Origin of the sequence: Streptomyces sp. NPDC051315 (assembly GCF_044455165.1) — a bacterium.
Classification (GTDB): domain Bacteria; phylum Actinomycetota; class Actinomycetes; order Streptomycetales; family Streptomycetaceae; genus Streptomyces.
Window position 1 is genome coordinate 1 of record NZ_JBITEN010000007.1, and the last position, 14,111, is coordinate 14,111.

Annotated in this window: 12 protein-coding genes; 6 read left to right on the forward strand and 6 right to left on the reverse strand. The window is 72.4% G+C overall.

Annotated features, from left to right (window positions below):
- Positions 1-285: 285 nt before the first annotated feature.
- Complete coding sequence (locus tag ACIBBD_RS15070; protein WP_030784015.1) at positions 286-513, forward strand: DUF3107 domain-containing protein; 228 nt, start codon at positions 286-288, stop codon at positions 511-513.
- A gap of 169 nt (positions 514-682) precedes the next feature.
- On the forward strand, positions 683-952 hold the full coding sequence (locus ACIBBD_RS15075; RefSeq protein ID WP_399419824.1) for a hypothetical protein: 270 nt from the start codon (positions 683-685) through the stop codon (positions 950-952).
- Between the two features lie 274 nt (positions 953-1,226).
- On the opposite strand, the gene ACIBBD_RS15080 is transcribed toward ACIBBD_RS15075, so the two are convergent.
- On the reverse strand, positions 1,227-1,964 hold the full coding sequence (locus ACIBBD_RS15080; RefSeq protein ID WP_399419825.1) for a ferritin-like fold-containing protein: 738 nt from the start codon (positions 1,962-1,964) through the stop codon (positions 1,227-1,229).
- Between the two features lie 508 nt (positions 1,965-2,472).
- Between ACIBBD_RS15080 and ACIBBD_RS15085 the strand changes: the two genes are divergently transcribed.
- Positions 2,473-5,166 carry a DEAD/DEAH box helicase gene (locus ACIBBD_RS15085; RefSeq protein WP_399420117.1) on the forward strand — a complete coding sequence of 898 codons (2,694 nt, stop codon included), beginning with the start codon at positions 2,473-2,475 and terminating at the stop codon, positions 5,164-5,166.
- Positions 5,167-5,338: 172 nt separating this feature from the next.
- Complete coding sequence (locus ACIBBD_RS15090) at positions 5,339-6,214, forward strand: alpha/beta fold hydrolase (RefSeq protein ID WP_399419826.1); 876 nt, start codon at positions 5,339-5,341, stop codon at positions 6,212-6,214.
- A 72-nt stretch (positions 6,215-6,286) separates the two neighbouring features.
- Here ACIBBD_RS15090 and helR read toward each other — a convergent pair whose 3' ends face one another.
- Together helR and ACIBBD_RS15100 are read right to left on the reverse strand one after the other, a co-directional pair.
- On the reverse strand, positions 6,287-8,434 hold the full coding sequence (gene helR, locus ACIBBD_RS15095; protein WP_399419827.1) for an RNA polymerase recycling motor ATPase HelR: 2,148 nt from the start codon (positions 8,432-8,434) through the stop codon (positions 6,287-6,289).
- Positions 8,435-8,868: 434 nt separating this feature from the next.
- A complete protein-coding gene (locus ACIBBD_RS15100; RefSeq protein WP_399419828.1) occupies positions 8,869-9,765 on the reverse strand; it encodes an NYN domain-containing protein in 897 nt (298 codons plus the stop codon).
- A gap of 224 nt (positions 9,766-9,989) precedes the next feature.
- Here ACIBBD_RS15100 and ACIBBD_RS15105 point away from each other — a divergent pair, with 224 nt between their 5' ends.
- Positions 9,990-10,142 carry a hypothetical protein gene (locus ACIBBD_RS15105; protein ID WP_007384531.1) on the forward strand — a complete coding sequence of 51 codons (153 nt, stop codon included), beginning with the start codon at positions 9,990-9,992 and terminating at the stop codon, positions 10,140-10,142.
- Between the two features lie 124 nt (positions 10,143-10,266).
- Here ACIBBD_RS15105 and ACIBBD_RS15110 read toward each other — a convergent pair whose 3' ends face one another.
- The 3 genes from ACIBBD_RS15110 to ACIBBD_RS15120 all read right to left on the reverse strand — a co-directional run bounded on the left by ACIBBD_RS15110 (position 10,267) and on the right by ACIBBD_RS15120 (position 12,697).
- A complete protein-coding gene (locus ACIBBD_RS15110; protein ID WP_399419829.1) occupies positions 10,267-10,872 on the reverse strand; it encodes a MarC family protein in 606 nt (201 codons plus the stop codon).
- A gap of 55 nt (positions 10,873-10,927) precedes the next feature.
- Positions 10,928-11,785 carry a PHP domain-containing protein gene (locus tag ACIBBD_RS15115; protein ID WP_399419830.1) on the reverse strand — a complete coding sequence of 286 codons (858 nt, stop codon included), beginning with the start codon at positions 11,783-11,785 and terminating at the stop codon, positions 10,928-10,930.
- Positions 11,786-12,055: 270 nt separating this feature from the next.
- Entirely contained in the window at positions 12,056-12,697 is a 642-nt protein-coding gene (locus tag ACIBBD_RS15120; protein ID WP_399419831.1) for a DUF6758 family protein, read from the reverse strand.
- A gap of 160 nt (positions 12,698-12,857) precedes the next feature.
- On the opposite strand from ACIBBD_RS15120, the gene ACIBBD_RS15125 reads away from it, so the two are divergent.
- Positions 12,858-14,081 carry an MFS transporter gene (locus ACIBBD_RS15125; protein WP_399419832.1) on the forward strand — a complete coding sequence of 408 codons (1,224 nt, stop codon included), beginning with the start codon at positions 12,858-12,860 and terminating at the stop codon, positions 14,079-14,081.
- Positions 14,082-14,111 lie beyond the last annotated feature (30 nt).

The following is a 14,111-nucleotide window of genomic DNA, read 5'->3' on the forward strand; positions in this document are numbered from 1 at the left end:
GCAGCACCCCCGAAGCCGTACACGCCCGCCTGACCGCCTCGCCGGGGGGCGCCCCCCCCCCCCCCCCCCCCCCCCCCCCCCCCCCCCCCCCCCCGCCCCCCGGCGGCCCCCCCCCCCCCCCCCCCCCCGCGGCGGCACCGGGCACCCGCCCGTCGGCCGTTTGTTCCCGTCCGCTGTTCGCTCCTGGCGTGGACGGCCGCGCGATGTCCGTCCCCTCGCCGGGCTAATGTGTGCAGCGTACGGCGCGGACGCCCGCGCATCACTGACCGTCGGAGGGACATAGCCGTGGAGGTCAAGATCGGCGTGCAGCACGCGCCCCGCGAGATCGTTCTGGAGAGCGGTCAGACCCCCGAGGAGGTCGAGCGCGTGGTGGCCGAGGCACTGGCCGGGAAGTCGCAGCTGCTCAGCCTCGTGGACCAGCACGGCCGCAAGGTCCTGGTCCCCGCCGACCGCCTGGCCTACGTCGAGCTGGGCGAGCCGGCCCCGCGCAAGGTGGGCTTCGGCGCTCTGTAGGCGGACACATGCGTGAGGGGCCCGGCAGCCGTGCGGCTGCCGGGCCCCTCACGCATGTTCTCCACGGATGGCGCACGCCCCGGCCCCACAGGAGGATTGCATTCCGCAGGTCACGGGTATGACGGGCTACGACTTCGATGCACAGCCCGGCCGTCTGGGAGGGACCCGCATGATCTTGGAAGCGCTCGGCTCCGCTGTGCTCGGTCTGGTGCTCGCCTGGGCGGCGGTCCACCGCCTGTCCCACCGGCTGCCCAGGCCCACCCTGGTGCTGGCGACGGGCGTCGCCGGAGCCCTGTTCGGCGACTTCGTCACCCACAGCGCGCTGGGCCCCGGCTCCGCGCTGCTGAGTCTCCTCGGCGCGGCGGTCGTCTCCGCCGCCTCGCTCTCCCTGCTGCTGCGCCCCTCGGGCCGACTGCGCCGACGATCAGCCACGGCCTAGGTGCGCTGTCCGACGGATCATGCCGGACAGGCCGTCCCCGAACGACGCACCTGGGCCGACAGCATCGAGAGGGGAGCGCGGCACTCCGCCCGCAGCCCTTTCCCCCACTCCCCTGTGCCTGCGCCGATCGGTTCACGGCCGGTCTCCTGCGGCCCGATCCGCCGGACACGCGCCGCCCAACCCGCCGGAGAGGCGCTACCCGATCCGCCGGACAGGCGCTACCAAGGCTCTGCACGATCCGCCGGACAGCCGCTGCCCGATCCCCGGACGCGCGCTACGCGGCCAGGCCCAGCGCGGCCATCCGCTTGGTGTGCGCCTCGGTGATCCGGGAGAACATCCTGCCGACCTCGGCGAGATCGAAGCCGTCCGCGACACCGCCCACGAGCATCGTCGACAACGCGTCGCGGTCCGCGACCACCCGCTGGGACTGCGACAGGGCCTCACCCATCAGCCGCCGCGCCCACAGCGCGAGGCGTCCACCCACGCGCGGGTCCGCGTCGATCGCCGCGCGCACCCGGTCCACGGCGAAGCCGGCGTGACCGGTGTCGTCGAGCACGGCCAGCACCAGGGCGCGGGTGTCGGAGTCCAGGCGCACGGCGACCTCGCGATAGAAGTCGCTGGCGATCGAGTCGCCGACATAGGCCTTGACCAGGCCCTCCAGCCAGTCCGAGGGGGCCGTCTGCTTGTGGAAGCCGTCGAGCGCGGCCACGAACGGCTCCATCGCGCGCGTCGGCTCCTCACCGATCTCCGTGAGCCGGTCCCGCAGCCGCTCGAAGTGGTGGAACTCGGCCGACGCCATCTTCGCCAGCTCCGCCTTGTCCTCCAGCGAGGGCGCCAGCTTGGCGTCCTCAGCGAGCCGTTCGAACGCCGCCAGCTCGCCGTACGCGAGCGCACCGAGCAGGTCCACGACCGCGGCCCGGTACTGGGGATCCGTGGAGGCGTTCGCCCAGTCCTGGGCGGCGATACCGGTGGCGGCGTTCTCAGGCTTGTCAGAGGTCGTCATGAAGCGCACAATAGCCCGCCCGTCGCATGACGGAAGTCCCTGCTCAGTCAGTGCGCCCAGGACACCCCGAAGGACCGGACCCGTCGGTGTGACAACCACAACGTGACCGAATCGGCCATCGCGTGTGCGCGATTCCGGGGTATGGTGGTAATGCGCCTGCTGAGTACTTCGACGTATCTCGACGGGCCGCACGCATGAGGATGCCCGGTCGGTGGCCCGATCGGCTCCGACCCGACAGCCCTCCCTGACCGTACGGCACCACGCGTACGACGATCGGAGGGAACCCCTCAGCGGTACGAGCGCTAGAGCGTCGGCAGAGGTCCCGTGTCCTGACGGCCAGCCCGTGAGGCAGCCGACGTCCCCGGCACGGTCCGACACGACCCCCGCGCTCGCCTCGCACCGCGCACACAGAAGAGGCAGCACCCTGACTACGACGTTCCGAGAGCTCGGAATCCTTCCCGAGACCGCCGAGGCCCTGGAGGCCGTCGGCATCACCACCCCCTTCCCCATCCAGGAGATGACGCTGCCCGTGGCCCTGTCGGGCTCGGACGTCATCGGCCAGGCCAAGACCGGCACCGGCAAGACGCTCGGCTTCGGCCTGCCTCTCCTCGAGCGCGTCACCGTCCCCGTCGACGTCGAGGCCGGCCGCGCGCAGCCCGAGGACCTCACCGACGCCCCGCAGGCGCTCGTCGTCGTCCCCACGCGCGAGCTGTGCACCCAGGTCACCAACGACCTGCTGACCGCGGGCAAGGTGCGCAACGTGCGCGTCCTCGCCATCTACGGCGGCCGGGCCTACGAGCCCCAGGTCGAGGCCCTGAAGAAGGGCGTCGACGTCGTCGTCGGCACCCCGGGCCGCCTGCTGGACCTCGCGGGCCAGAAGAAGCTGAACCTGAAGCACATCAAGTCCCTCGTCCTCGACGAGGCCGACGAGATGCTCGACCTGGGCTTCCTGCCCGACGTCGAGAAGATCATCAACATGCTGCCGGCGAAGCGGCAGACCATGCTGTTCTCGGCGACCATGCCGGGCGCGGTCATCGGTCTCGCGCGCCGCTACATGTCCCAGCCCACGCACATCCGCGCCACCGCGCCGGACGACGAGGGCGCGACGGTCGCGAACATCAAGCAGCACGTCTACCGCGCCCACTCCATGGACAAGCCGGAGATGGTCTCCCGCATCCTCCAGGCCGAGGGCCGCGGTCTCGCGATGATCTTCTGCCGGACGAAGCGGACCGCCGCCGACATCGCCGAGCAGCTCGAACGCCGCGGCTTCGCCTCCGGCGCGGTCCACGGCGACCTCGGCCAGGGCGCCCGCGAGCAGGCGCTGCGCGCCTTCCGCAACGGCAAGGTCGACGTCCTCGTCTGCACCGACGTCGCCGCCCGCGGCATCGACGTCGAGGGCGTGACCCACGTCATCAACTACCAGTCCCCCGAGGACGAGAAGACGTACCTGCACCGCGTCGGCCGGACCGGCCGCGCGGGCGCGAAGGGTACGGCGATCACGCTCGTCGACTGGGACGACATCCCCCGCTGGCAGCTGATCAACAAGGCGCTGGACCTCGGCTTCAGCGACCCGCCGGAGACGTACTCCACCTCCCCGCACCTCTTCGAGGAGCTCGGCATCCCCGCGGGCACGAAGGGCGTCCTGCCGCGCTCGGAGCGCACGCGCGCCGGGCTCGACGCGGAGGAGCTGGAGGACCTGGGCGAGCCGGGCGGCCGTGGCGGCCGCGGTCGCGGTGACCGCCGGGGTGGCGGCCGGGAGGAGTCCCGGTCCGAGGACCACGAGCGCTCCAGCCGTACGCCGCGCCGCCGTCGTCGTACGCGGGGCGGGTCCGCGCTCGACGCGACGCCGGCCGCCGAGCAGACCCCGGTGGCGGAGGAGGCGGCTTCCTCCCGCACTCCGCGCCGCCGGCGCCGTACCCGAGGCGGGGCCGCGCCGGAGGCTGTCGCCGCCGCGCCCGCGACGCCCGTCGAGTCCCCCGCCCCCGAGGCCGCGGAAGCGGCCGTGACGACGGCGGAGGGCCCGGCCCTCGACACCGCCGACACCCCGGCGAAGCCGCGTCGCCGCCGCACCCGTCGTGGCGCGGACAGCACGGTGGAGACGGTCCGGACCGGCGAGACGGTGACGGAGACCCCGGCCGCCGAGGTCGCCGTCGACACGGCGGAGACCGTGGAGGCCACGCCGCGCCGCCGTACGCGCAAGGCGACGGCCCCGGCCGCCGAGGCCGCGCTCGACACGGCGGAGGCGACCGAGGCCAAGCCGCGCCGCACCCGCAAGACCGCGGCCACCGCCCCCACCGAGGCAGCCGTCGACACCGGCGAGGCCACGGAGGCGGCACCGGCGGACGCGACGGAGGCCAAGCCGCGCCGCACCCGCAAGGCGACGGCCACCGCGGCCGAAGCCGCCGTCGACACCGCCGAGGCGACCGAGGCCAAGCCGCGCCGCACCCGCAAGACCGCGGCCACCGCCCCCGCCGAGGCAGCCGTCGAAGCCGCCCCGGCCGAGGCAGCCGTCGACACCGCCGAAGGCACCGAGGCCAAGCCCCGCCGCCGCACCACCCGCAAGGCCACCCAGCCGGAGGCGGTCACCACCGCCGACATCCCGGCCCAGGCCACCGCGGAACCGGAGCCCAAGCCCCGCCGCACCCGCAAGGCCACGGCCACCGCGGCCGAAGCCGCCGTCGACACGGCGGAGGCCACCGAGGCCAAGCCGCGCCGCACCCGCAAGACCGCGGCCACGGCGGAAGCCGCGGTCGACACGGCGGAGGCGGTCGAGGCCAAGCCGCGCCGCACCCGCAAGACCGCGGCCACGGCGGAAGCGCCGGCCGAGGCGACCGAGGCGACCGAGGCCAAGCCCAAGGCGCGGCGTACGCGCAAGGCGACGGCCCCGGCCGAGGCCGCGGTCGACACCGCCGAGGCCGCGGAGGCCAAGCCGCGCCGCACCCGCAAGACCGCGGCCACCGCCCCCGCCGTCGACACCGCCGAGGCGACCGAGGCCAAGCCCCGCCGCCGCACCACCCGCAAGGCCACCCAGCCGGAGGCGGTCACCACCGCCGACATCCCGGCCCAGGCCACCGCGGAACCGGAGCCCAAGCCCCGCCGCACCCGCAAGACCGCGGCCACGGTGGAAGCGCCGGCCGACGCGGCCGAGGCGAAGCCGAAGGTACGGCGTACGCGAAAGGCGACGGCCGCCGCGGAGCCCGCGGACAGCTGATTGCCCGGCGAACACCCGGCAGGACGGCCCGGCCCCTCCCTCACGGAGGAGCCGGGCCGTCGGCGTTGCGCCCGGGACTCCGCCTCGCCGCAGGGCCTCCCTCCGCCCCACGGCCGCCCTCGACCCCACGGCCTCCCTCCATCCCACGGCCACCTGCCGGTAGCCTCACCCCGTGACCACGCCGATCAGCTTCACCCCGCCCGCGGGCGCCCGCGCCTACCAGCTGCGGACCGAGCGCGGTGAGTTCGCCGTCGTCGACGCGCCCGTGGCGACCGGGGTCGAGCCGCGGGGCGTCGCGCTGATGCTGCCGGGCTTCACCGGCAGCAAGGAGGACTTCCACTTCCTGCACGAGCCCCTCGCGGCCCGTGGGTACCGGACCATCGCCGTGGACGGGCGCGGGCAGAACGAGTCGGACGGGCCGGCGGACGACGAAGCGCCGTACGCGCAGGAGGAGTTGGCGCGGGACGTGCTCGCGCAGGCGGCCGCCCTCGACACTCCTCTGCACCTCGTCGGGCACTCCCTGGGCGGCCAGATCGCCCGGGCCGCCGTCCTCCTCGACCACTCCCCCTTCGTGTCGTTCACCCTGGTCGCGTCGGGCCCGGCGCAGATCTCCCCGTCCCAGCAGCAGCGCGTGAAGCTGCTGCACGAAGCACTCACGGTGATGACGATGCCCGAGGTGTGGCAGGCCATCCTCGCGATGGGCCCGCCGGAGGAGGTCGGCGGACCCGCCCGCGGCTTCGGGGAGCTCGCCCTGCTGCGCCGACGCTGGCTCAACCACAAGCCCGCCCAACTCCTGGCGACCGGACGTCAGTTGACGGTCGAGCCGGACCGGGTCGCCGAACTCGCCGCCGTGCCGCTGCCGTTCCACGTCCTGTCGGGCGCGCGTGACGACACCTGGCCGGTGACCCTCCTGGACGACATGGCCGTACGCCTGAACGCGCACCGGACGGTCGTCCCGGGAGCCGAGCACTCCCCCAACATGGACCAGCCGCTGCCGACCGCCCACGCCCTCGCCGACTTCTGGGACAAGCACCCTCAGGATCGCTGAATCCCGCCCGGAGGGGGCCGTCGGCGTGGTCCTCGTGACCGGCCGACGGCGCTCGCGCCGCCTCGGCCGGCCTCAGGAGCTCGTGAGGACGACGAGTTGTCGGGTGGCTCGCGTCATCGCGACATAGCGGTCGACCGCTCCCCCGGCCCCCTGGCCGAACTCCTCCGGGTCGACGAGCACGACCAGGTCGAACTCGAGCCCCTTCGACAGCTCCGGGGTCAGCGACCGGACGCGGGGCGTGGCCCGGAACGTGGGATCGCCGATGACGCAGGCGATCCCCTCGGCATGGGCGGCGAGCCAGGTGTCGAGGATCGAGTCCCGTTCCGCGACGGACCCGTGGACGACGGGGACGCCGCTGCTGCGGATGGAGGTCGGCACGTTGGCGTCCGGGAGCACGGCCCGGATGACCGGCTCGGCTTCCGCCATCACCTCTTCCGGCGTCCGGTAGTTGACGCTCAGGGTGGCCACGTCGATCCGGTCGAACCCGATCCGTTCGAGCCGTTCCCGCCAGGACTCCGTGAAGCTGTGCCTGGCCTGGGCGCGGTCCCCGACGATGGTGAAACTGCGGGACGGGCAGCGGAGCAGCAGCATCTGCCACTCCGCGTCGGTCAGTTCCTGTGCCTCGTCGACGACGATGTGCGCGAACGGGCCGGCCAGCGGGTCCCGGTCGGCGCCGGGCAGCCCGGTCTCGTCGATCAGGCTGTCCTGCAGGTCCCGGCCGCGCAGCATCGTCACCGCGCCCTCACCGTCGTGGTCGGCCGCGATCACGTTGTCGATGACGCGGGCCATGCGCTCGCGTTCGGCGGCTACGGAGGCCTCGTGCCGACGGCGGCGCAGTGACGCCTTCGGGTCGCCGAGCCGTTGCCGTGCCGCGTCCAGGAGCGGCAGGTCGGAGACCGTCCAGGGCTCGGCGTCCGCGCGCCGCAGCTTGCGGACGTCGTCGGGACCGAGCCAGGGGGCGCACATCCGCAGATAGGCGGGTACCGACCACAGGTCTGCGACCAGGTCGGTCGCCTCGAGCAGCGGCCACGCGCGGTTGAGGGTCCCGACCAGTTCCTTGTCGTGCAGCAGCGCCCTGCGGAACTGGTCGTGCGGGATTTCGCCGTCGTGCTTGTCGATCAGGATCTGGAGCAGTTCCTCCCAGATCTGGTCGCGTGCCTCGTTGTGCGGGGTTCCTGGTGCGGGCGCCGCGAACGCCTCGGCCCAGTCGTCGGCGCTCAGGCGGACCTCGGACCAGGGGGTCGTGACCGTCATCCCCTCGGTGGGCGGCTCCTCGTAGAACCTGACGGCCGTCTCGATCGCCTTCACCATGTCCGCGGACGACTTCAGGCGGGCCACGTCCGGGTCGGTCTCGGCCGCCGCACCGGCTCCCTCGGCCACGAGGTCCCGCAGGGTGCAGGTCTGCACGCCCTCCTCTCCGAGGCTGGGGAGGACGTCGGAGACGTAGGCCAGGTAGGGCTGGTGCGGGCCGACGAACAGTACGCCGCCCCGACGGTGGCCCAGGCGGGGGTCGGAGTAGAGGAGGTGGGCGGAGCGGTGCAGGGCGACGACGGTCTTGCCGGTGCCCGGACCGCCGTCGACGACGAGCGCGCCGCGGGATCCGGCTCGAATGATGGCGTCCTGGTCGGCCTGGATGGTGGCGAGCACGTCCCGCATCCGGGCCGACCGGTTGCCGCCCAGGCTGGCGATGAAGGCGGACTGGTCGTCGAGCGCGGCGTGTCCTTCGAGTCCGTCGGCGGTGAACACCTCGTCCCAGTAGTCGCTGATCCGGCCACGGGTCCAGCGGTACCTGCGGCGGCTCGCCAGACCCATCGGGTTGGCGTGGGTCGCCGCGAAGAACGGCTCGGCCGCCGGGGAACGCCAGTCGACCAGGAGCCGACGACCCGCGCTGTCGGTGAGGCCGAGTCGTCCGATGTACAGGGGCTCGGGGTCGTCCGCGCTGACGATGTGGCCGAGGCACAGGTCCAGACCGAAGCGGCGCAGGGTGCGCAGACGGCCGGTCAGCCGGTGGATCTCCAGGTCCCTCTCCATCGCCTCCCGGCCGATGCCACCGGGCGCCCTGCGTTCGGCGTCGAGACGGTCGGACAGTTCGGCGATCGTCTGCTCGAGGCTCTCCGCGATGGCCGCGAAGTGTCGCTCGTCGCCGGTGATCAGTGCCGGGTCGGCCTTGGGGGCGAGGTGGTCGGGAAGGTCGAACGCGCTGTCGGTCAGAGAGTTCATGTCATCGGCTCCCGTCCGGGATCGTTCCCGTGAGTCCCGGCGGGACACCGATCCTCGGCTCGGCGTCGAACGCCCGTAGCCGCGGCGCGGGTTCCCCCACCGGCTCGACGTCGCCGCACAACCCGTATACCGACATAGGCAAGCGCACTTAGTGAATCTCCCGTTTCTGCAGGTTCCTGGCCTTGGCGAGCGATTCTGCGGTACGACGGGGGCCTTGCCGCAAGCCCCCCGGTGCGCTATAGGTTGACAGTGGCAAGGAGTGGGGACTCTTCTACGCCTCCGCCCGGCCTGCTCACGGCCGCCTTCGCGCCCTGCGGACCCCCTGCGCCTCCCACCAGCGCCCGCCCCCGCGCCCGCGCCCCTTGACGTCCGCCATGGACGGACGACCTCTCAGCCCTCCGCCGGAAGCACGGGCCGGAGCGCCGCCACCAGCCTCAGTACTGCGCCTGCAAGTGCTCCCAGAACCCGTCGCGCAGGGCCCGTCTGAGATCCGCCTGGCCGCGCAGCGAGTACTGCAGGACGCCCTCCGCGTCGACCAGGAGATCCTGGTCGACGGAGCCGGGCAGGTAGGGGTGGCCGGGCAGCAGTTCCACGAGGGCCTCCCTGCCCCGCGCCGCCAGCCACTTCGCGGCGATCTGGGCGCCGACGAAGCGGACGTCCTCGCGGGTGGGCCTGGCCGCGCCGACGGCCTCGTAGGCGGGGGCGGTGCGCCGTGAGACGTACGGCTTGAAGAAGTCGAGGTCGAGGGTGCGCTGGCTGTCGACCTCCCAGAGGAGGGGCTCCGCCTGGTTGCGGCCCTCCGGGGCCTCGATGCCCCACAGGTGGACGCGGGCGCCGTAGCCCTGGGCCGCCTCGACCGCCGACACCAGGTCCTCGTCGCCGCCCAGCAACGCCGCGTCGCTGATCGCCCGGTGCCTGGCCAGGGACTCCAGGTCCGACCTGATCAGTGAATCGACGCCCTTCTGCTGGTTGTTGGCGTTCAGATTGCCCAGCCGGACCTTGACGTCCGGGAGTTCGGCGATGGACTGCTGCTCGGCGGTGTGGATGCGGCGCCGGGCGCCGTCGTACCAGTAGACCCGCAGCAGCCGGCTGTCCGCGAAGATGCTGCGGGCCCGGTCGATGAGCGCCTCGATCAGGCCCTCGGCGTCCACCTCGAAGGCCCGGCGGTCCTCGGTCCCGGCGACCAGCCGGCCCGCGGCCGCGTACAGGTATCCCGCGTCGACGAAGATCGCATGGGTCGAGGGTGTCTTCGCCACCTCGGCGAGCATGCGGGTGAGCAGCTCGTTCGTGCGGTCGATGCGGGCGGCGAGGGCCGCGAGGTCGTCGTTCATCACATCCATTGTCCTGGCGGTCACGCTGCGAACACAACCGGTCCCGTTCGGTCCACCGAAGTCTCTTACTCGCTAGTAATTAGTCGTTCGAAAAATTTCTTTAGCGTAGGGAATGTTTGTAACAAGCACCGCGTTGAATACGAACGGAACAGGGGGCACCGTCGTCCCGTGGGCCACACATCAGTAGTTCTCCTCAGGAGGATGACCAGACGAAGGGAGAAGCCATGCGCTTCGAAATCATGCGACTCGACGACGTCGACGGCACGCCCGTGGACAGCACCGTCGTGGACGCCGCCTCCGTCAACCGGATCGTTCAGCAGGCCGCCGCCATCGGGCAGCGGTTGTGGATCCGTCCGGCCGACACCTCGGCCTCGTAACCCCACGGGTCCCTTACACACACTTCGGAGCCCCGTACGTCATCACTCGAATGGCGTACGGGGCTCCGCGTATGTGTACGTCGGGGGCGCCCCGCAGGGGTACGCGCCAGGCGCCCGGCAGGGCTCAGCTTCCCTGGATCACCTGGGTGACCCCGTTGATGATCTGCTGCACGGCGATGGCGGAGAGCATCATGCCCGCGAGGCGCGTCACCAGGACCACACCGCCGTCCTTGATGACCCGGATGATCAGCAGCGAGTGGCGCATCACCAGCCAGAGCACGACGTGGATGGCGAGGATCGCCGTCCACACCGACACCTGTGTGGCGGCGCTGTCGGCCTTCTGCACGGCCAGGATGACCGACACGATCGCGCCGGGGCCGGCCAGCAGCGGCATCCCCAGCGGGACGAGCGCGACATTGACGTCCTTGGTCTGCTTCGGCTCGTCGGTCTTGCCGGTGAGCAGGTCCAGGGCGATCAGCAGGAGCAGCAGGCCGCCCGCGATCATCAGCGCGGGCACGGAGACGTGCAGATAGTTCAGGATCTGGTGCCCGAGGAGTCCGAAGACGGTGATCACACCGCCGGCCACGCAGACGGCCTGGAACGCCATGCGCTTCTGCACCTTGCCGGGGCGCCCGGCGGTCAGCGCGAGGAAGATCGGGGTGATCCCAGGGGGATCCATGATGACAAAAAGGGTGAGGAACAGGGAGCCGAAGACGGCGACGTCGAACATCAGTACAGGGGCCTTGCGAGAGAGTGAGCGGAACGTGGACGAGCGGGGGTGATCCTCAGGCCCCGCCGGTCCCGGGGACGGGGAACGCCCCGGTCGCCCGCCGCGTGATCTCCCCGTACACCTCGGGGTCGGTCGTGTACTCGCCGAGCACGCAGGTCTTCCGACTGCCGTGGTAGTCGCTGGACCCGGTCACCAGCAGCCCCAGCTCCCCGGCGAGCCCGCGCAGCCGCGCGCGCGTGTCGGGGTCGTGGTCCATGTGGTCGACCTCGATGCCGTCGAGGCCGGCGGCGGCCAGCTCGGCGATCGCTGACTCCGGGACCGTACGGCCCCGCTTGCGCGCGGCCGGGTGGGCGAAGACGGTGACCCCGCCCGCGGCCTTGACCAGCCGGATCGCCTCGAAGGGGTCGGTCTCGTGCTTCTCGACGTAGGCCCGGCCGCCGTCGGCCAGCCAGTCCTGGGTGAAGGCGTCACTCACGGTCGGGACGACACCCAGCTCCACCAGCGCGGTCGCGACGTGCGGCCGCCCGACGGACCCCTCGCCCGCGATCCGTGCGACCTGCTCCCAGGTGACGGGCACGCCCAGCGCCTGGAGCTTGGCGATCATGCCCTGGGCCCGCGGCATCCGGTCGTCGCGCACCAGCTCCCGCTCGGCGAGCAGCGCGGGCTCCTCGGGATCGAAGAGGTAGGCCAGCATGTGCATGCTGATGCCGTCTATACGGCAGGACAGTTCGGCGCCGGTGACGAGGGTGAGCCCCGGGGGCAGCGCCGCGATCGCCTCGGCGTACCCGCGCGTGGTGTCGTGGTCGGTCAGCGCGACGACGTCCAGACCGGCCGCGGCCGCGTTGCGCACCAGCTCGGCCGGGGTGTCCGTGCCGTCGGAGGCCGTGGAGTGGCAGTGCAGATCGATGCGCACGACGCGGGCTCCAGGCGGTGACGGGGCGGAACGGGACGCTCCAGCATAACGGGAAATCGAACGCCCCCGTCACACCCACACAGGGTGAGCACCCCCTACACCTACCGCGCGAGCACCCCCTCACGGGCGCGACGAACCACGCGACCCGCCCCCCCTTCGACCAGCCCGCCTCGGCCTGACCGGGCCTCGCCCCGGCCACTCGACCCGACCCGCTTCGCCCGAGCCACCTCGACCCACAGCCGCCCCGCGACCGGACGCGCCCCTTTGCCGCTACGGCTTGAGCAGGCGCGGCGACAGCGCCCCGCACGGCACCAGCTCGACCTCGGCGCCCGCGTCCCGCAGGTCGGTCAGCACCAGCTCGTCGTACATCAGCAGCCCGGACTGCTCGGGCCAGACCACCGCCCAGAGCCACAGACCCCGCGCCTCGCCCGCGAAGACCGCGCGGTCGTCGGGGGCGCCCGAGACGTGCCACAGCGGCGTCGGGCGGCCGGCGGCCAGGACCTTGGCCTGGGGCGGCTTCTCGACGTTCAGGTACGGGCCGGGGTCCGGGCCGTCGATCCCGGCGTACCGGGCACCGAGTCCGACGCCGAGCTCCTCGGCGATGAGGATCAGCTCGCCCACACCGCCGAGCGGACCGGGACCGGAGCAGGCGACGGCGGACGCGCGGCCACCGCTGCGGTCGTCACCGGCGTACGCCACACCCGTGAACAGCCAGCCGACCGGCAGCGGCCACGGCATCCACACCGGCACCTGCGTGCGGTGCACGACGACACTGAGGGCCTCGACGCTGGGCGGGATCACGGGCTGCAGCGGATGCACCGTCCCGTGCACATCGCACTGCCAGGAATCGGCGAAGAGTCCGGGAGCCCTGACCCGGCCACCACACTTCGGGCAACTGGGTTCGCCCCTCATAGGGCCCCACGGTCCTACCCCTTCCGCGCCACGTCAAGGACGATCACCCGTCCGGGCGGAAGTCGGCCCGTCGCCAGGATGTAGATGTAGTTTGCATTATTTAGCATGACTAACTTACTATGTGCATATACCAACTGTCTACGTGCGGATGGGAGCAGTCATGGACCCCTTCGACGCGGGTGCCGGGGGCATCCTGCGGCAGCCCAAGGCGGTCTGGGCGACCGCCGGCGCGTCCGTCGTCGCCTTCATGGGCATCGGGCTCGTCGACCCGATCCTGCCGTCCATCGCCCGGGGCCTGGACGCCTCCGCCGGCCAGGTCTCCCTCCTCTTCACCTCCTACTTCCTGATCACCGCCCTGGCGATGCTGGTCACCGGCTTCGTCTCCAGCCGCGTCGGCGGACGCAAGACCCTGCTGCTCGGTCTCGCCCTCGTCGTGGTCTTCGCGGGCCTGGCCGGCACCTCCGACACGGTCGGCCAGCTCGTCGGCTACCGCGCCGGCTGGGGCCTGGGCAACGCCCTCTTCGTCTCCACGGCCCTCGCGGTGATCGTCGGGGCCGCGGCCGGAGGGAGCGCCGCCGCGATCCTGCTGTACGAGTCCGCCCTGGGCCTCGGGATGGCCTGCGGGCCCCTGCTGGGCGCGCTGCTCGGCGACGCGAGCTGGCGCTACCCCTTCTTCGGCACCGCGTTCCTGATGGCGGTCGGCTTCCTCTGCATCACGGCGTTCCTGAAGGAGCAGCCGAGGCCGGCCCGCAAGACCTCCCTGCTCGACCCGATCCGGGCGCTGGGCCACGGCGGTCTCGCCTCGGCGGCGGTCTCGGCGTTCTTCTACAACTACACGTTCTTCACCGTGCTGGCCTTCACGCCGTTCGTGCTGAACATGACGCCCTACCGGTCGGGCGCGGTCTTCTTCGCCTGGGGCGTGCTGCTCGCCGTGTTCTCCGTCGTCGTGGCGCCACGTCTGCAGAAGCGGTTCGGCTCGCTGAAGGTGCTCGGCGGTTCGCTGGTACTGCTCGCCGCGGACGTGCTGGTCCTCGGCTACGGCGGCCACACCGCGGCCGTCGTCTGCACCGTTCTGTCCGGCGCCTTCATCGGCGTCAACAACACCGTGTACACGGAACTCGCCCTGGGCGTCTCGGACGCCCCGCGCCCGGTGGCGAGCGCGGGCTACAACTTCGTGCGGTGGTTCGCGGCGGCCGCCGCGCCCTACTTCGCGCCGAAGATCGAGGAGTGGACCGACGTCCACATCCCGTTCGTGGTGGCGGCGGTCACCGCGGTCGCGGGCGCGCTCGTGGTCGTCGTACGGCGCGGGGCGCTCACCCGCGAGGCCGAGGAGCTGGAGCCGCGGCACGCGGCGGAGGACGGGGTCACCGTCTTCGCCGGCTGAACAGACACCGGGTCAACTGACCTGTTGACA

Bases quoted from the DNA above. Each gene is read 5' to 3' on its own strand.
- ACIBBD_RS15075 (WP_399419824.1), top strand. From the start codon at position 683: ATGATCTTGGAAGCGCTCGGCTCCGCTGTGCTCGGTCTGGTGCTCGCC.
- ACIBBD_RS15085 (WP_399420117.1), top strand. From the start codon at position 2,473: ATGACGCTGCCCGTGGCCCTGTCGGGCTCGGACGTCATCGGCCAGGCC.
- helR (WP_399419827.1), bottom strand. From the start codon at position 8,434: ATGAACTCTCTGACCGACAGCGCGTTCGACCTTCCCGACCACCTCGCC.
- ACIBBD_RS15100 (WP_399419828.1), bottom strand. From the start codon at position 9,765: ATGAACGACGACCTCGCGGCCCTCGCCGCCCGCATCGACCGCACGAAC.
- ACIBBD_RS15105 (WP_007384531.1), top strand. From the start codon at position 9,990: ATGCGCTTCGAAATCATGCGACTCGACGACGTCGACGGCACGCCCGTG.
- ACIBBD_RS15110 (WP_399419829.1), bottom strand. From the start codon at position 10,872: ATGTTCGACGTCGCCGTCTTCGGCTCCCTGTTCCTCACCCTTTTTGTC.
- ACIBBD_RS15120 (WP_399419831.1), bottom strand. From the start codon at position 12,697: ATGAGGGGCGAACCCAGTTGCCCGAAGTGTGGTGGCCGGGTCAGGGCT.
- ACIBBD_RS15125 (WP_399419832.1), top strand. From the start codon at position 12,858: ATGGACCCCTTCGACGCGGGTGCCGGGGGCATCCTGCGGCAGCCCAAG.